The 19,194-nt window shown below is 64.5% G+C and carries 8 protein-coding genes; 4 read left to right on the forward strand and 4 right to left on the reverse strand.

All coding sequences use genetic code 11. The annotated features are described in order from the left end of the window. Window positions 1–255: 255 nt before the first annotated feature. The 3 genes from JVX91_RS16935 to JVX91_RS16945 all read left to right on the forward strand — a co-directional run bounded on the left by JVX91_RS16935 (window position 256) and on the right by JVX91_RS16945 (window position 11,755). Window positions 256–1,167, forward strand: a complete 912-nt coding sequence (locus tag JVX91_RS16935; RefSeq protein ID WP_205335356.1) for a hypothetical protein — start codon at window positions 256–258, stop codon at window positions 1,165–1,167. Between the two features lie 542 nt (window positions 1,168–1,709). Beyond that, window positions 1,710–10,895: a YadA-like family protein gene (locus JVX91_RS16940; protein WP_240201606.1), complete on the forward strand. Its 9,186-nt coding sequence runs from the start codon at window positions 1,710–1,712 to the stop codon at window positions 10,893–10,895. A gap of 488 nt (window positions 10,896–11,383) precedes the next feature. Then, window positions 11,384–11,755: a hypothetical protein gene (locus JVX91_RS16945; RefSeq protein ID WP_205335358.1), complete on the forward strand. Its 372-nt coding sequence runs from the start codon at window positions 11,384–11,386 to the stop codon at window positions 11,753–11,755. 19 nt (window positions 11,756–11,774) lie between these two features. Here JVX91_RS16945 and cobF read toward each other — a convergent pair whose 3' ends face one another. The 3 genes from cobF to JVX91_RS16960 form a co-directional block, all read right to left on the reverse strand. Continuing rightward, window positions 11,775–12,539 (reverse strand): precorrin-6A synthase (deacetylating), encoded by a 765-nt coding sequence (cobF, locus tag JVX91_RS16950; protein WP_205335359.1) that lies wholly within the window; start codon window positions 12,537–12,539, stop codon window positions 11,775–11,777. 678 nt (window positions 12,540–13,217) lie between these two features. Continuing rightward, entirely contained in the window at window positions 13,218–15,548 is a 2,331-nt protein-coding gene (metE, locus tag JVX91_RS16955; protein WP_205335360.1) for a 5-methyltetrahydropteroyltriglutamate--homocysteine S-methyltransferase, read from the reverse strand. Between the two features lie 275 nt (window positions 15,549–15,823). Next, on the reverse strand, window positions 15,824–16,618 hold the full coding sequence (locus JVX91_RS16960) for a helix-turn-helix transcriptional regulator (protein ID WP_205335361.1): 795 nt from the start codon (window positions 16,616–16,618) through the stop codon (window positions 15,824–15,826). A gap of 88 nt (window positions 16,619–16,706) precedes the next feature. Here JVX91_RS16960 and panB point away from each other — a divergent pair, with 88 nt between their 5' ends. Beyond that, entirely contained in the window at window positions 16,707–17,537 is an 831-nt protein-coding gene (panB, locus tag JVX91_RS16965; protein WP_205335362.1) for a 3-methyl-2-oxobutanoate hydroxymethyltransferase, read from the forward strand. Window positions 17,538–18,314: 777 nt separating this feature from the next. On the opposite strand, the gene JVX91_RS16970 is transcribed toward panB, so the two are convergent. Beyond that, the gene (locus tag JVX91_RS16970; protein ID WP_205335363.1) at window positions 18,315–18,989 is read right to left on the reverse strand and encodes a TIGR04211 family SH3 domain-containing protein; all 675 of its coding nucleotides are present in this window, start codon (window positions 18,987–18,989) and stop codon (window positions 18,315–18,317) included. Window positions 18,990–19,194: the final 205 nt, after the last annotated feature.

A 19,194-nucleotide genomic window follows, 5' to 3' on the forward strand; every position in this document is an offset into this window, starting at 1 on the left:
ACGTGCGGCGCGCAAAAGAATGCCCGCCGTGGTGAGTACCGCCGTCGGCCGGGCGCAGACGCCTCGCCGGCGAGATGGTTCGCCGTGAGGATGGAGGGCCGTCATTGCGTACTTCAGGCGTATTCCTAAGTGTTTTCTGACGCAATCCTAGGATTGTGACGACAGAGGGTCGACTTATTGCCCACTAGAATCGCCGCCACACTTCGCAGGCCTGAAGCTTGCGAACCGTGACGACCCGCTAGTTAGGTGTAATCGATGAAACTCAAGGTACTCGCAACTTCCCTGCTGATCGCTTCCGGCCTTGTCGGCTGCGGCCAGGGCATCCCCTTTGGCAAAGCCCCGGCAAGCGGAGTCAGCACTCCGGCACTGCCGATCATCCAGGACGCCGTGACGTCCCTCGCGCCCACTTTCAATGGCAAGAGCGTTCCCGTCCTGGTGAACCAACTGTGCGCCCTGGCCCAGGGGCAACTGACCCAGGAGCAGAGCAACGCGCAACTGGTGAAAATGGGCATCGACGCCAGCAAGCTGCAGCACAACGGCCCGGATGCCCTGGCCCTGCTGGTCAATGGCGACCGCGCCGGCCAGGCGACTGCCTGTGCCGCGTACCAGGTGTCGGCGGCACTGGAGCCGTTGAACCCGAACGAAATCCTGAGCCAGGCGCCGGCCCCGAAGGAATCCACCGAAGAGCACGCCGAAAAAGGCAAGGACGCGCAGAAGAAAGCTGGCGACGCGCAAACGCCCCAGTACGTCATCAACCAGGATCGGGCCAACAAACTGTTCCGCCTGCGCGTTGCCCAGGCTCGCGCCACCGCCGATACCTTCGCCTACATTGGCGAACGGCTGGAGCAGATCCCCGGCCTGACTCCGGCGCAATACAAGGCCAAGGCGCGCGAGCTGTTCGTCACCCTGGCACCGGCCTACACCGGCCTGGTCCAGCAGTACCTGCCCGCGGAAACCACCCACTACTACCTGGTGCAACTCAGCGAGCTGGAAACCGACTTCAACAGCGATGCCGGCGTGCGCTACAAGGCTTCCCGTATCGACGGCGTGGCCCTCTCCCTCAACGGCCAGGCCTGGCTGGGCCGTGGGCAGATCCTGGGCAAGGACATACGCCTGTCGGCGAACTACTTCCCCGGCGCGGACAAGGCGGCCTCCAACAGCCACTGATTGCCCAGGGGCGTCAGCCCCGAAACGCTGTGCACTTCAACAGCATCGGCCCGCTTCGGCGGGCCGATGCTTTTTCTTTTCCGACGCCGATTCTCAAGAATTTCCTAGTGGGTATTTTTTCCTACTAATTCGAGCGGTGTTCACGTCAATATTTTAGTAGAGCTGTGAATTGAACTTACAGATAAAACTGTAAGGATCAAATTGCCTACAAAAAACAATCGTTGTTCTTCGATTCATTAGAAATACTTCCTACATCCCAAGATTATTCCTACGCCACCTTCGGTAAGTCCCGAATTCGCTAAGGCCTCGCTCTCCCTAGCATTTGCACCATCGCCTTCACGCCCGCGCGGCAGCTGAAGCGGTTTAGCAAATGATTGAATATCGGGAGAAATGAGTTGAACTTTGTATATCGTTCGGTGTGGTGCGAGAAGACTGGCACCTATGTTGCCGCGTCGGAATTGACGAAAGGCCGGAAAAAGAATGGGTCCAGCAAGGCGTTGCTCGCCGGCGTTGTTCTGTTGGGCTCGGTCAGCGGTAACGCGATGGCCGCAAATGGTGGCGCCATGGCGCTGTGCGCGGAAGACAACACCGGCACGAAGGTCGGCACGTCGGGCTCGTTCGCGAGCATGCCCAACTGCTCGTCAGTCAGCTACGACTGGGGTGTGTTCAGCGACTCCCTGCCGGACGGTTCCGCGGGCGGGGTCAACCAGACCAGCATTACCGGCAACAAGGACGGCACCATGTCCATCTATGCCGTGAACGGCATCAAGATGCTGTCCACGGTCGACATGCAGTCGCACAAGATCAGCAACCTGTCGGCCGGGTCCGTTGCCAGCGGCAGTGGCGATGCTGTCAATGGCGGCGAGCTGTTCAACACGGCTAACAGTGTCGCATCGGCCCTGGGTAGCAGCCTGGGTGCCAACGGTGTGCTCAGCGCGCCGAGCTTCGTGCTGAGCAACGCCAACACCATCGTTGGCACGACCGGCGCAGCCACGGATGTAACCACTGCCTTCGGCAAGGTGGATGCCGCCCTGGGCACGGTGAACTCCAGCATCAACGGTGGCGGCATCAAGTACTTCCATGTCAACTCAGCCGCGGCTGACTCTCAGGCGAGCGGTCAGGAAAGTATTGCCATTGGCTCCACCGCGCAAGCGACGACGGACAACTCCATTGCCATCGGCAGGGCGTCGTCCACCGATTCCAACGATGGAGATGGCGCCGCTGTTGCGGTGGGTTCTCAATCTCATGCCAATGGCGATGGCGTGGCTATCGGTCAGAATACAGATGCGGCTGGTTCACGCTCTGTCGCCGTTGGCCCCTATGCAGCCGTTTCCGGTAGATCCGGGATCGCCATGGGCAGCGGCAGCAGCGCCCAGGGCGATTACTCCACGGCAGTGGGCCCCGGTGCCAAAACTAGTGGCACCAACGCAGTGGCTCTCGGCAATACAAGCAACGCCGCGGGTAACCGTGCGATCTCGATCGGTTCTGGTTCCAGCGTGGATGTGAATGCGGACTCCAGTATCGCGCTGGGCCGTGTTTCGTCCGCCACCGCGTCCGATGCCGTGGCTCTCGGCTACCAGTCGCTCGCTGACCGCGCGACCACCGTTTCCGTGGGCAATGCGACGAAGCAACGCCAGATCGTGAACATGGCGGCCGGTACGCAGGGCACCGACGCGGTCAACGTCTCGCAGCTCTCGCCACTCGTCACCGCGATGGGCGGCGGCGCAGCCTTCAACAGCACTACGGGGGCGGTCACAGGCCCGAGCTATGCGCTGACCAACGCCAACGGCATTGGCGGCACCAGCGGTGCGGCGACGGATGTCGGCACGGGCTTCAGCAAGGTCGATTCGGCGCTGGGCACGCTCAATACCTCCATCACCAACATCAACAACGGCGGTGGCATCAAATACTTCCACACCAACTCATCGCTGGCGGACTCGTCGGCGACGGGCGCGAACGCCATCGCCGTGGGCGGCGCGGCCACGGCGGACGGTGCGAATGGCCTGGCCATGGGCACCTCGGCCCACGCCGGCGGGGCCGGCGATGTCGCCATTGGCCAAGGCGCCAGTGCGCTGAACAATGGCGGCGCGGGGAATAATGCCGCCAATGCGGCGGTCGCGCTCGGTTACAACGCCACCGCCAGCGCGGGAGATTCCGCAGCGGTCGGTACCGGGTCGCAAGCCAGTGCCAACTACAGTTCGGCCTTTGGCGCCAACGCCAACGCCTCGGGTGTTCAGGCGACGTCCGTGGGCTCGACCTCTGCCGCCAGCGGTCTCATTGCGACGGCGTTAGGTTACGGGGCCAATGCGGCGGGCGATCGCTCCGTGGCGCTGGGTTCGCAGGCGTCGGTCGCGGCCGGAACCAACCTGAGCATGGCGCTGGGCCGTCAGTCGAAAACGACCGCCAACAACGCTGTGGCGGTGGGTGCAGGCTCGGTGGCTGATCGCGACAACACCATCTCGGTGGGCAGCGCGGGCGCGGAACGTCAGATCGTGAACATGGCCAAGGGCGTGCAGAGCACCGACGCGGTGAACGTCTCGCAGCTCTCGCCGCTCGTCACCGCGATGGGTGGCGGTGCAACCTTCAACAGCACTACGGGTGCGGTCACCGGCCCGAGCTACGCGCTGACCAACGCCAACACCATCGGCGGCACCACCGGTGCGGCGACCGATGTCGGTTCGGGCTTCGGCAAGGTCGACACAGCGTTGGGCAACCTCAATACCACGGTGAACAACATCAGCAACGGTGTTGGCATCAAGTACTACCACGTCAATTCGTCGGCAGCCGATTCGACCGCGACGGGTTTGAACTCCACTGCCATCGGCCCGAACGCCCAGACAAACGCGTACTACGGCCTCGCTATCGGCACCAATGCCTCCGCCAACGTTTCCGGCACGACGGGCGTAAACAACGGCTGGACAACCGCCGTTGGCCCTGGCGCCGTGGCTTCCAATCACGCGGCATTGGCCTTGGGTTCGCAAACGACAGCCTCCGGCTATGGCGCGGCAGCGCTGGGTGCGAAATCGATCGCTTCGGGGGACAACTCCGCCGCCGTGGGGCTGTTCGCCAATGCCTCGGCTATTAACTCGGTGGCTCTGGGCGCCAGCTCCACCACCACTGCCGATCTGACCCAGTTGGGTTACAACCCGGGCAATGGCCCCCTCAAGGGCGCCGCTTCGACGGCGAACGGCGAGGTCTCCATCGGTGCCTCCAACAAGGAGCGCCGCCTGACCAACCTGGCCGCCGGCTCGGCGGATACCGATGCGGTAAACGTCAGCCAGCTGAAGTCGGAAAACGCCAAGGCGGACCAGTTGGGCGCTACCACGGCTTCGGCCCTGGGCGGCACTGCTACCTACAGCAGCAGCACCGGTGCGATCAGCGCACCGAGCTATCTGCTGACCAACGCCAACAGCATTGGCGGTACCAGCGGCGCGGCGACGGATGTCGGCACAGGCTTCGGCAAGGTCGATGCGGCGCTGGGTGTGCTCAACACCGGCATGACCGGTAACACCACCAGCATCAACAGCCTGCAGACCACGGTGAACAACCTCACCAATGGCGTTGGCATCAAGTATTTCCATGCGAACTCCGGTGCTGACGATTCGCAGGCGTTTGGCTACGAGGGTGTCGCCATTGGCGGTGGTGCGGTGGCGGGTGTTGCCGGTTCGGCCAACGTCACGCAACGGGCGGTTACCATCGGCAGCGGTGCGCACGCCACCATCCAGGACTCCATCGCCGTCGGCACCAATGCCAGCACGGTGAGCGGGTTCTATCCGAACGCTAACAACATGATCGCCATCGGCACCAATGCCGTGGCGGGCTACGGCCATACCATCGCGCTGGGCGGCAACGCCAAGGTCAACGTCAACTCGGACGGTTCCAACGGCCTGGGCTACAGCGTGGGTATCGGTGACAGCGTCACGGTAGCGGACGTCCATTCGACGGCCGTGGGTGCGCTGGCAAACACGACGGGTGCCGGCTCTACCGCGCTGGGCTATTCCACAACAGCAACCGGAAATGCGACCGCCGTGGGCGTGCAGGCGAATGCCTCGGGCGCCGGCGCGGTGGCGCTTGGCCAGGGCGCAGCTGCTGCGGGGGCGGCGAACATCGCCATGGGGCAGAATGCCAATGCAACTGGCGCCAACAACGCCATCGCCATTGGTGGTGACAGCAAGACCGGCGACCGATCGGTGGCGCTGGGTAACGGCGCGGACACCTCCGGCACATCGTGGGGCGTTGCCGTGGGCACCAGTGCAAAATCCACCGGCCAGTACGGTGTGTCCCTGGGCGCGGGCACCCTGGCCTCGGGTGCGCAATCCGTGGCGCTCGGCACCAACTCGGTGGCTGACCGCGACCTGACGGTCTCGGTGGGTTCTTCCAGCTCCAAGCGCCAGGTCGTGAATATGGCGGCCGGTGTGCAGAACACTGATGCGGTGAACGTGTCGCAGCTCAAGCCGCTCGTCATCGCGATGGGTGGTGGCGCAACCTTCAACAGCACTACGGGTGCGGTCACCGGCCCGAGCTACGCGCTGACCAACGCCAACACCATCGCCGGTACCAGCGGCGCGGCGACGGATGTCGGCACGGGCTTTGGCAAGGTCGATGACGCGCTGGGCAAGCTGAACACCAGCGTGACTCAGAACACCAGCGACATCGCCGGCAACACCGCGTCGATCAACGACCTGGATAGCCGCGTGACCACCAACGAAGGTGACATCACCAACGTCACCAACCAACTGAACAGCGGCACCATCGGCCTGGTCCAGCAGTCCGCTGCTGGCGAAAACCTGACCGTGGGCAAGGACACCGATGGCGCAGCCGTCGACTTCCTCGGCACCGCTGGCGCTCGCAAGCTGATCAACGTGGCTGATGGTACTGTCGCTGCCGGCTCGAAAGATGCCGTCAACGGTGGCCAGCTGTTCGGCGTGAGCCAGTCGGTTGCTGACGCAATCGGTGGCGGCTCCGTGGTGAATCCGGATGGCTCCATCTCCGGCCCGAGCTACGACGTGCATAACGCCGATGGTTCGACCACCACCGTGACCAATATGGGTGACGCGATCACCAACATCGATGGCCGTACCACGCAGAACACCACCGATATCGCCGGCAACACCACGTCGATCACCAACCTGCAAGGTGATGTCTCGAACATCACCAACAACATCAACAGCGGCACCATCGGTCTGGTCCAGCAATCCGCTGCTGGCGCAAACCTGACCGTGGGCAAGGACACCGATGGCGCAGCCGTCGACTTCCTCGGCACCGCTGGCGCTCGCAAGCTGATCAACGTGGCCGACGGCACCGTGGCGGCTGGCAGCAAGGACGCCGTCAACGGTGGCCAGCTGTTCACCACCAACCAGCAGGTTGCGCAGAACACCACCGACATCGCCGGCAACGCCGCGTCGATCACCAACCTCGACAACCGCACGACCACCAACGAAGGCGACATCAGCACCCTTAATACCGCCATCACCAGCATGGCCGGTGTCATGGGCGATGCGGTGATGTATGACTCGGCTGCACACACCAAGGTGACCCTGGGCACTGCCGGTACTCCGGTTCAGCTGACCAACGTGAAGGACGGCGCCCTGGCTGCCGGCAGCACCGATGCCGTCAACGGTTCGCAGCTGTTCACCACCAACCAGCAGGTTGCGCAGAACACCACCGACATCGCCGGTAACACCACGTCGATCTCTAACCTCGACGGCCGTGTGACCAATGTGGAAGGTGACATCACCAACATCAGCAACCAGATCAGCACCGGTGAAATCGGCCTGGTCCAGCAGTCCGCTGCTGGCGCAAATCTGACCGTGGGCAAGGATACCGATGGCGCGGCTGTTGATTTCAAAGGCACCGCTGGCGCTCGCAAGCTGATCAACGTGGCTGATGGTACTGTCGCTGCCGGCTCGAAAGATGCTGTCAACGGTGGCCAGCTGTTCGGCGTGAGCCAGTCGGTTGCTGACGCAATCGGTGGCGGCTCCGTGGTGAACCCGGATGGCTCCATCTCCGGCCCGAGCTACGACGTGCATAACGCCGATGGTTCGACCACCACCGTGACCAATATGGGTGACGCGATCACCAACATCGATGGCCGTACCACGCAGAACACCACCGATATCGCCGGCAACACCACGTCGATCACCAACCTGCAAGGTGATGTCTCGAACATCACCAACAACATCAACAGCGGCACCATCGGTCTGGTCCAGCAATCCGCTGCTGGCGCAAACCTGACCGTGGGCAAGGACACCGATGGCGCAGCCGTCGACTTCCTCGGCACCGCCGGCGCTCGCAAGCTGATCAACGTGGCTGATGGCACCGTTGCGTCCGACAGCAAAGAGGCCGTCAACGGCTCCCAGCTGTTCGCCACCAACCAGGCTGTCGCGCAGAACACCACTGACATCAGCAACCTGGATGGCCGCGTGACCACCAACGAGGGCGATATCACCAACCTCGATGCACGTGTGACCACCAACGAAGGCGACATCAGCACGCTGAACACCAACGTCAGCAACATCGACGCTCGTGTGACGCAGAACACCACCGACATCGCCGGCAACACCACGTCGATCACCAACCTGCAAGGTGATGTCTCCAACATCACCAACAACATCAACAGCGGCACCATCGGTCTGGTCCAGCAGTCCGCTGCTGGCGAAAACCTGACCGTGGGCAAGGATACCGATGGCGCAGCCGTCGACTTCCTGGGCACCGCCGGTGCTCGCAAGCTGATCAACGTGGCTGACGGTACTGTCGCTGCCGGCTCGAAAGATGCCGTCAACGGTGGCCAGCTGTTCGGCGTGAGCCAGTCGGTTTCTGACGCAATCGGTGGCGGCTCCGTGGTGAATCCGGATGGCTCCATCTCCGGCCCGAGCTACGACGTGCATAACGCCGATGGCTCGACCACCGTCGTGCACAACATGGGCGACGCGATCACCAACATCGACGGTCGTGTCACGCAGAACACCACCGAAATCACCAACCTCGATGGCCGCATGACCAACGTGGAAGGCGATGTCACCAACATCAGCACCCAGATCAACAGCGGCACCATCGGTCTGGTCCAGCAGTCCGCTGCTGGCGAAAACCTGACTGTGGGCAAGGACACCGATGGCGCAGCCGTCGACTTCCTGGGCACCGCTGGCGCTCGCAAGCTGATCAACGTGGCTGACGGTACTGTCGCTGCCGGCTCGAAAGATGCCGTCAACGGCGGCCAGCTGTTCGGTGTGAGCCAGTCCGTGGCCAACGCCATCGGCGGCGGCTCGACGGTGAATGCCGACGGCTCGATCTCCGGCCCGAGCTACAACGTGACCAACGCCGATGGTTCGACCACCACCGTGACCAATATGGGCGATGCGATCACCAACATCGACGGCCGTGTCACGCAGAACACCACCGAAATCACCAACCTCGATGGCCGCGTGACCACCAACGAAGGCGACATCAGCACGCTGAACACCAACGTCAGCAACATCGACGCTCGTGTGACCAACAGCGAGACCAGCATCACCAACCTCGATGGCCGCATGACCAACGTGGAAGGCGATGTCACCAACATCAGCACCCAGATCAACAGCGGCACCATCGGTCTGGTCCAGCAGTCCGCTGCTGGCGAAAACCTGACCGTGGGCAAGGACACCGATGGCGCAGCCGTCGACTTCCTGGGCACCGCTGGCGCTCGCAAGCTGATCAACGTGGCTGATGGCACCGTTGCGTCCGACAGCAAAGAGGCCGTCAACGGCTCCCAGCTGTTCACCACCAACCAGGCCGTTGCGCAGAACACCACTGACATCAGCAACCTGGATGGCCGTGTCACCAACAACGAGACTGACATCAGCAACCTGGACGGCCGTGTCACCAACAACGAGACCAGCATCACCAATCTCGATGGCCGCATGACCACCAGCGAAACCAACATCAGCAATCTCGACAACCGCGTGACCAACAACGAGGGCAGCATCACCAACCTCGATGGCCGTATGACCAACGTGGAAGGCGACGTCACCAACATCAGCACCCAGATCAACAGCGGCACCATCGGTCTGGTCCAGCAGTCCGCTGCTGGCGAAAACCTGACCGTGGGCAAGGATACCGATGGCGAAGCCGTCGACTTCCTCGGCACCGCTGGCGCTCGCAAGCTGATCAACGTGGCTGACGGTACTGTCGCTGCCGGCTCGAAAGATGCCGTCAACGGTGGCCAGCTGTTCGGTGTGAGCCAGTCCGTGGCCAACGCCATCGGCGGCGGCTCGGTCGTCAACGGCGACGGCTCGATCTCCGGCCCGAGCTACAACGTGACCAACGCCGATGGCTCGACCACCGTCGTGCACAACATGGGCGACGCCATCACCAACATCGACGGCCGCGTGACGCAGAACTCCACGGACATCAACAACATCAACACCACCATCAACACCATGAGTGGCGTGATGGGTGATGCCGTGATGTACGACACCGCCGCTCACGACAAGGTGACCCTGGGCAGCAAAGGCAAGGCTGTGCAGCTGACCAACATCGCCGCGGGCGAGCTGTCGGCGGACAGCACCGATGCGGTGAACGGTTCGCAGCTCTTCGACACCAACAACAAGGTCGCCGTGATCGACGGCCGTGTTACCAACCTCGAAGGCAGCGTGAGCAACATCGTCAACGGTGGTGGCATCAAGTACGTCCACACCAACTCGACCAAGGCTGACTCCACCGCCACCGGTGCGAACTCCATCGCCATCGGCGGTGCTGCCAACGCCTCGGCCAGCGGCGCCGTTGCCCTGGGTGACAACGCCCAGGCCAGTGGCAAGGGCAGCGTTGCCCTCGGCCAGGACGCCAGCGATGGCGGCCGCGGTGCGGAAGCCGCGTACGTCGGCAAGTACTCCGGCGCCAACAACGACAACGTCGTCGGCACCGTGTCCGTGGGTAATGCCGCTACTGGCGAAACCCGCACCATCAGCAATGTGGCCGACGCCACCCAGGCGACCGATGCGGTCAACCTGCGCCAGCTCGATGGCGCCGTGGCTCAGTCCAAGGCGTACACCGACAGCAAGGTCGACGGTATTGCCAGCCAGCTCGATGGCTCCATTGCCGATGTGGACAAGCGCGTGACCAAGGTCGAAGGCGATGTCAGCGGCCTGCAGAACGGCACCGACGGCATGGCGCAGGTGAACAACGCTTCGCACCTGCCCAAGCCGAAGGCAACCGGTACCGACTCCGTCGCCGTTGGCGCGGGTGCCGAATCCGCTGGTGCCAACAGCACCGCGATGGGTACCAACGCCAAGGCCAAGGGCAAGAACTCGGTTGCCATCGGTGCCAACTCGGTGGCCGAGCGTGATAACAGCGTGGCTGTCGGCAGCGAAGGCAACGAGCGTCAGATCACCCACGTAGCCGCCGGTACCGAGCGTACCGACGCCGCCAACGTAGGTCAGCTGAGCGACGCGCTGAACGATATCGCCAGCCAGTCCAACGCCCAGTACAACGACCTCAAGCACGACCTGCACGAGCAGGACGACCGCCTGAGCGCCGGTATCGCGGGTGCCATCGCCATCGCCAGCCTGCCGCAACCGATGGTCAACGGTGGCAGCACCACCTCGGTGGGCGTGGGTAACTTCAACGGTCAATCGGCCCTGTCGGTCGGTGTTTCCCACACCACCAACGATGGCAAATGGACCGCGAAGATCGGCGGTAGCGTCGACTCCCAGAGCTCCTTCTCCATCGGCGCGGGTGTCGGCTACAACTGGTAATCCCACCTGGCGCGCGCGGGGTCTTGCGGCCCCGCGCGCTGCCTGTCTCCTGAGCCCCTGTCGCCATCCGGCGGCGGGGGCTTTCTATTTCCGGGCACTGCGCGCGGAGGGCGGTTTATTGGACTTCAGAGATGACGCACAGGGCGGGTTTGCGAGCAAGCGCGCTCCTACAACCGACAGCGCCGCTTCCTCTAGCGGCGCACGGGGAGGGCTTCCTATCCTGCGGCGGTCACGGTCAATCCCGTGGCCGGGTTTGACAGCCTGATAGGTAAAGCGATGCACCCCTGGTGGGCCCGCGAGAACAGCGCATGTTCTCGTGGCCCCCTTCATGAATGCAGTTTTCCATCTGCAATTCTCAATGGTGAGTCGTGCGGGGAGGTCTTCGGACCTGCCGGTCCTTTGCCCCGGTCTGTCAACCCCGCACGACTCGCCTCCCTTCTTTCGAATGCGGATGGCGCTAGCTAACGGAACTAGCTAGAAGCCCGCCCATGCAGCCCACCTATACCCCCATCGTTTTCAATCGCTTCAACTATCCATTGCGCGCTGTGCTGATCGACAACGAACCCTGGTTCGTCGCCGGCGAATTCTCTGCTGCCTATCGCGTCATTTACTTCTACATGCACCCGGAGAACCGCAACATGCGCCAGTGGCTCACGCGCGAAGTAGTGCCCACGCTGCGTGACGCGAGCGCGCCGACGGCCTGGAGGCCGCTGCACACCTTGATGACCCTGGAAGGCGCGCGGCTGATGCTGTTGAACTGGCGCGGCGACCTGTGGCTGCGCCTGCGCGAGATGCCGCGCTTCAGCACGCCGCGCGAAGTGCCCACGCGCCGGAGCCTGGGGCAGTGGCTGCGGCGCTAGCCGCGTCTGCCGGCGCCGCTCAGTCGTCCGCGGGGCGGTGCCGCAGGAGGTAGGTATCCATGATCCAGCCATTGGCCTCGCGGGCTTCGCGGCGGGTGCGCTGGATGTCGTCGGCCACGTCGACGAGACGGCCGCTGCGGAGGATTTCGTCCGCGGTGCCGACGTAGGCGCCCCAGAAAATCTCCAGGTTCGGGTCGTGCAACTGACGGTAGGTGTCGTCGGCGTCGAGCATCACCACGACGCTCTGGGCGTTGTCCGGGAAGCCTTCGGCGAGGCGGCGGCCGGTGGTGATCTGCACCGATTGGCCGATGGCGTTGAGCGGCACCTTGTGGCGCGCGGCCAGGGCCTGGACGCTGGTGATGCCGGGGATCACCTGGTAGTCGAAGGTCACGCGGCCGGCGCGCAGGATGGCGTCGAGGATGCGTAGGGTGCTGTCGTACAGCGAGGGATCGCCCCAGACCAGGAAGGCGCCGCACTGGCCGTCTTGCAGTTCCTCGGCGATGAGGCGTTCGAAGACGTCCTGCTTGGCGCGGTTGAGGTCGTGCACCTGGCCGGCGTAGTCGCCTTCGCGCACGCGCTCGGGGCTGTCGGCTTCGACGATGCGGTAATCGGTACGGGAGACGTAGCGTTCGAGGATGTCGCGACGCAGCTGGATGAGCTTGTCCTTGCTGACGCCCTTGTCCATGAGGAAGAACACGTCGCTGCGGTTCATCGCGTTGATGGCCTGGACGGTTAGGTAGTCGGGGTCGCCCGCGCCGATACCGATGATGAGCAGTTGCTTCATTGTGGGGTCTGCGTGCCAGTGTCTCGGAAGGGTTCAAGACTACGCCTGTTGGGGGGCGCGCTCCTACGGGTGTTCGCCGACGTTTCGCGGCTGGCGGATGCCAATCGCGGACGGAGTCCGCTCCTACGCGATCAATAGCCCCTGGCTGCGCGCTCCGCTCCTTACGCGGGAGAGGGGATCGTCTGGTGCAGGAGGAGACTGCGGTGTCAGCCGGCACAGGCGGCTCCCTCTCCCGCTGGGAGAGGGCGGGGGTGAGGGAAAAGCATCGGCACGGGCTACCCCGGAAAGACAGTTGCTCCTGCGAATCCGCGCGATCAACAGCCCCTGACCCTGGCTGCGCGCTCCGCTCCCTACGCGGGAGAGGGGATCGTTTGGTGCAGGAGGAGCCTTCGGTATCAGTCGGCACGGGCGGCTCCCTCTCCCGCTGGGAGAGGGCGGGGGTGAGGGAAAAGCATCGGCACGGGCTACCCGCGAAATACAGTCGTTCCTGCGAATTCGATTGCGTGCGCAGGAGCGGACTCCGCCCGCGAGGGTGCAACGCCGTACCGAGGGTCCAACTTCAGCGCGGCGTGGTTCGCAGCGCGGGTGGAGCGTGCGCTACCCAGGTTGTCCGTACACCGGAACCGATGGTAGCGCTGCGCTCCAGGCTCTCCCGCATACAGCGCTCGACCCGACCGGTCAGCCGAGCAGGGCGAGGTCTTTGCGCAGTTCGCGGGCGGCGGCGACCATGTTCACCAGCGCGGCTTCGGTCTCCGGCCAGGCGCGGGTCTTCAGGCCGCAGTCGGGGTTGACCCACAGGCGCTCTGCGGGGATGCGCCTGGCCGCCTTGCGCAGCAACTTGACCATTTCTTCCTTGCTCGGCACGCGCGGCGAGTGGATGTCGTAGACACCCGGGCCGATCTCGTTGGGGTACTCGAATTTCTCGAAGGCGTCGAGCAGCTCCATGTCCGAGCGCGAGGTCTCGATGGTGATCACGTCGGCGTCCATGGCGGCGATGGATTCGATCACGTCGTTGAACTCGCTGTAGCACATGTGGGTGTGGATCTGGGTTTCGTCACGCACGCCGGAGGCGCACAGACGGAAGGCTTCGGTGGCCCAGTCCAGGTAGTGGCCCCAGGCGCTGCGGCGCAACGGCAGGCCTTCGCGGAAGGCGGCTTCGTCGATCTGCACGATGCGGATGCCGGCGGTTTCCAGGTCGATCACTTCGTCGCGGATCGCCAGGGCGAGCTGGCGCGCCTGGGTTTCGCGCGGCACGTCGTCGCGCGGGAAGGACCACATCAGCATGGTCACCGGGCCGGTCAGCATGCCTTTCATGACCTTGTCGGTGAGGCCCTGGGCGTACTTGATCCATTCCACGGTCATGGCCTGCGGGCGGCTCAGGTCGCCGTAGATCACCGCCGGTTTGACGCAGCGCGAGCCGTAGCTCTGCACCCAGCCGAAGCGGGTGAAGAGGTAGCCGTCGAGCTGTTCGGCGAAGTATTCCACCATGTCGTTGCGCTCGGCTTCGCCGTGGACCAGGACGTCCAGGCCCAGTTGTTCCTGGATCTGCACGGCGTGGCGAATCTCGCTGTGCATCGCCTCGGTGTAGTCGGCGGCGCTGAGCTTGCCCTGCTTGAAGGACTGGCGCGCGAGGCGGATGGCGGAGGTCTGCGGGAAGGAGCCGATGGTGGTGGTGGGGAAGTCGGGCAGGTCGAGGCCGGCGCGCTGCTTGGCGATGCGCTCGGCGAAGGGGGAGTGGCGTTGGCTGTCGGCGGGCTTGACGGCGGCCAGGCGGGCCTGCACTTGCGGCTTGTGGATGCGCGGCGAGGCGGCGCGGCTGGCCTGTACGGCGCGGCTCTGCTCCAGCGCGGCGAGCACTTCCGGCGCTTGCGGCTCATTGAGGGCGCGGGTGAGCAGGGCGACTTCGGCGCACTTCTGCACGGCGAAGGCGAGCCAGCTCTTGAGTTCGGTGTCGAGCTTGTCTTCGCGCTCCAGGTCCACCGGGCTGTGCAGCAGCGAGCAGGACGGCGCGACCCACAGGCGCTCGCCCACGCGGTCATGGGCGTGGCGCAGGACGTCGAGCGCCTTCTCCAGGTCGCAGCGCCAGACGTTGCGGCCGTTGACCAGGCCCAGGGAGAGAATCTTGTAGCTGGGCAGGCGGTCGAGGATGGTCGGGTACTGTTCCGGCGCGCGCACCAGGTCGATGTGCAGGCCGTCCACCGGCAGGCTGGCGGCGAGGCCGAGGTTGTCTTCCAGGCCGCCGAAGTAGGTGGCCACCAGTTTCTTCAGCGGCTCGCTCTGCAGCAGGTTGTAGACGCGCTCGAAGGCGTTCTTCCAGTCCTGCGGCAGGTCGAGGGCGAGGATCGGTTCGTCGATCTGCACCCATTCCACGCCTTGGGCGGCGAGGCGGCGGAAGATCTGGCCGTAGAGCGGCAGCAGGCGGTCGGCGAGGTCGAGTTTGTCGAAGCTTTCCTTGTCGGCGGCGGCGCCTTTGGTCTTGCCCAGCCAGAGGTAGGTCAGCGGGCCGATCACCACGGGTTTGGCCTGATGGCCGAGGGCGATGGCTTCATCGACTTCCTCGAACAGCTGTTCCCAGCTCAATTCGAACTTCTGGTCGGCGCTGAACTCGGGGACGAGGTAGTGGTAGTTGGTGTCGAACCACTTGGTCATCTCTTGTGCGTGGGCGCCGCCGCAGCAGCTGTCACCGTGCTCCTTCCCAACGGCACCGCGGGCCATGGCGAAGAGGGTGCGCAGGGTCGGCTTGGCGTTGCCGTGATCGCGGAAGCGCTCGGGGATGACGCCGAAGGTCAGGGAGTGGGTGAGTACCTGGTCATACCAGGCGAAGTCGCCCACGGGCAGCAGCTCGATGCCGGCATTCTTCTGTACCTGCCAGTGAGCGGCACGCAGCTCGCGACCGACGGCGCGCAGGCCGGCTTCGTCCAGTTCGCCCTTCCAGAAGGCTTCCTGGGCCTTCTTCAGCTCGCGGTCGCGACCGATGCGCGGGAAGCCGAGGTTGTGTGCCAACGCCATGTGAATCTCTCCATTGAATCAACGATGGGGAAATTCTCCGGTGTGGGGGTGTATGAGACAAACTCAATGTATTCGTGATGAACACAAGAAATCCTCATGTTGTGGTTGTGGTTGTGGTTGTGGTTGTGGCGGGGGTGGGTTCGGCGGGTATCGCGGGGGCGTTATGCGGTCTGCGAGTCTGCCTGCGGAAGTGGCAGGAATCGCGGAGAAGCTCCGCTCCGACGTTGGCCTGTAGGAGCGGACCTTGTCCGCGAAATCCCTCGCGCTGGAACGCGCTATCCGCCAGCACGCATCTGCCGCGCCAGTGCGCCGGGGGAGGTGTGGAGTTGGCGCTGGAACAGTTCGATGAAGGCCGAGGTGGATTCGTAGCCCAGGTCGCCGGCGATCAGCGTCACCGATTCGCCGCGCTCCAGCCTCGGCAGCGCCGCCAGCAGGCGCGCGCGCTCGCGCCATTCGCGGAAGGACAGGCCGGTTTCGTCGCGGAACAGCCGCGCCAGGGTGCGCCGCGACGCGCCCACGCGCTGCGCCCAGTCTTCTATCCCCAGGCGCTCGCCGGGGTGTTCCTGCAGGTGATCGGTCACCCGCCGCAGCCGTGCGTCGCGGGGCAGCGGGAGGTCCAGGCCTGAATCGGGAGCGTTGTGCAGTTCATCCACCAGCACCTGAAGGAGCCGCGCTTCCGGCCCCTCGTCGGGGTAGTCGTTGCCGAATTCGCTGGCCCGCCGGATCAGGTTGTCCAGCAGCGGCGATATTTCCACGACGCGGCAGGGGCCCAGCCCTGCGGCGATTTCCGGGGCGAGGTAGAAGCTGCGGAATACCACGGCGGTTCTCGCCCGCACGCTGTGCGGCACTCCCGTTGGCAGCCACATGGCGCGGCGCGGCGGGATGATGCAGGCGTGCTGCTCGGTCGTTGCTTCGAGCACGCCGCTGGCGGCGTACATGAGTTGGCCCCAGGGATGGGCGTGCGGCGGGACGATGTGGCCGGCGGGCATGTCGAAGGCGCGCAGCCAGACGGGCCGGGGCAGGGCGGCGAAGCCGGGGAGTGCCAGAGGAACCTGTCCCGTCGACGGCATAGCTTGTCTCTCTTGCGGAAGTGGGCCACGAAGTGCGGATGTTAGCGTCTTCCCCGTTCAACGCCAGCCGGAAAATTGGGAGAAACGCATGAGTAGCCACCGTCCGCAACATCGCTTGTCCACCCTGGAAATCCGCCAACGCCGCGACCCCGGCAGCCTGGTCGTGCTGACCGCCTATTCGGCGCCCATGGCGCGGTTGCTCGATCCGCATGTCGATGTGCTGCTGGTGGGCGATTCGCTGGGCATGGTGCTGTATGGCATGCCGCACACCCTGGCCGTCAGCCTGGACACCATGATCGCTCATGGCGCGGCGGTGGTGCGGGGTTCGCAGCGCGCCTGCGTGGTGGTGGACCTGCCGTTCGCCAGTTACCAGGCTTCGCCGCAGCAGGCCTTCCAGAGCGCGGCGCGGGTGCTGGCGGAAAGCAGCGCCCAGGCGGTGAAGCTGGAGGGCGGGGCGGAGATGGCCGAGACCATTGCCTTCCTCGTCGAGCGCGGCATACCGGTGATGGCCCACATTGGGTTGATGCCGCAGAAGGTCAACGCGCTGGGTGGGTTCAAGGTGCAGGGCAAGGAGGAGTCCGGCGCCGCCCTGGTACTTCGCGACGCCGAGGCGGTGGCCGCCGCTGGGGCGTTCAGCGTGGTGCTGGAGGGGGTGGTGGAACCGTTGGCGCGGCAGGTGTGCGAGCGGCTGGACATCCCGGTGATCGGCATCGGCGCCTCACCCGCCTGCGCTGGGCAGGTGCTGGTGACGGAGGACATGCTGGGGTTGTCCGGTGAGCAGATTCCGCGTTTTGCCGAGCAGTATGTGCGGGTGGATGAGCTGATCGCGGCGGCGGTCGAACGCTTTGCCAGCGAGGTGCGGGGGCGGCAGTTCCCGCAGGCGCGGCATTGCTTCGGGGTGATTTCGCCGAAGGGATAGCGCGCTTTTGTAGGAGCGGACCTTGTCCGCAGAAGTTCTGCTGCGTGGATTATCGCGGACAAGGTCCGCTCCTACAGGGTTATCTCTGTGGGGAGGGTTGTTTCCCTCACTTCAGCCTTGGCTGCGCTCGCTGTTCGTGTCGGCTGATGGCGCGGTTCGATCCTGCGGCAGGCAGTCCCCTCTCCCTTTGGGAGAGGGCTTCTGCAGCGGAGGTCCGTGCGAGGGGGCGTCAGACCCACTCGGTGCTGCGCTTGCACCGAACGCGCAGCATGGTCGAGGGATAACGCGCTGTTGTAGGAGCGGACCTTGTCCGCGAAGTTCTGTTGCGTGGCTTATCGCGGACAAGGTCCGCTCCTACAGGGTTATCTCTGTGGGGGACCTCACTTCAGCCCTGGCTGCGCTCGCTGTTCGTGTCGGCTGATGGCGCGGTTCGATCCTGCGGCAGGCAGTCTCCTCTCCCTTTGGGAGAGGGGCTTCTGCAGCAGAGGTCCGTGCGAGGAGTGTCAGACCCACTCGGTGCTGCGCTTGCGCCGCACGCGCAGCATGGTCGAGGGATAGCGAGCTTTTGTAGGAGCGGACCTTGTCCGCGAAGTTCTGTTGCGTGGCTTATCGCGGACAAGGTCCGCTCCTACAGGGTTATCTCTGTGGGGGACCTCACTTCAGCCCTGGCTGCGCTCGCTGTTCGTGTCGGCTGATGGCGCGGTTCGATCCTGCGGCAGGCAGTCTCCTCTCCCTTTGGGAGAGGGGCTTCTGCAGCAGAGGTCCGTGCGAGGGGTGTCAGACCCACTCGGTGCTGCGCTTGCGCCGCACGCGCAGCATGGTCGGCAGGATCAGGCCGGCCAGCAGGCCGGCGCCGGCGATGCTGCCGCCGTAGGCCATGTAGCGCATCAGCACCTGCTTGTTCTCGTCGCCCAGTTGCGCCTGGGCATCTCGCAGTTGCGAGCGGGCTTCGTTCAGCTCGCTATCCAGCGCTGTACGCGCGGCCTGCAGTTCATCGATGAGCTTCTTGCGCGCATCCAGGGTTTCCTGCATGCCCTGCACGCGGTTTTTCCAGGAGTCGTCGATGGTCTGCAGCTGGGTGGTCAGCTCGGTGACCTTCTGCTCCAGCGCCGGCAGGCGTTCGGCCTGGCCGGGCTTGTCCTGCAGGTCCTTGCTGGCGATCCACACGCTGTTGCCGCTGTCGCTGCGCACCTGGCTGTAGTCGCCGGAGGTGCTGACCAATTGGACCTTCTGCCCGGAGGTCAGGGTGCCGACGATGCGGTAGCCATCGGTGGGGCCGCTGCGCACGTAGGTGCTCAGGCTGTCGTTCACCCAGCGCGCGTTGCTGGCGGGCTCCTCGGCCTGGGCCTGGGCCGGGGCGCTGGCTGCCAGCAGGCCACCAATCAGGCAGGCACCGAGGGCGCGGGTTTGGAAGGGAGAAACTCGTGCGGGGAAGCGACGCGATAGGGACATGGGCAATCTTCACATGACTTGAAACGAAACCCGCCTTGCGGGAGCGAAAACGCCGGCCGGGCAACTTATTCAGAACTGTCCGGGTGGCCAATGGCCAGAAATCCCACCCGGGGGGCCGACAGCACACAGACAGTTGTCGGACGCCGAGAGTTCACCGGTGGAAAATTGCACGGATGAGTGGTGACGTGGCCAGTGGGAATCGGCC

Origin of the sequence: Pseudomonas sp. PDNC002 (assembly GCF_016919445.1) — a bacterium.
Classification (GTDB): domain Bacteria; phylum Pseudomonadota; class Gammaproteobacteria; order Pseudomonadales; family Pseudomonadaceae; genus Pseudomonas.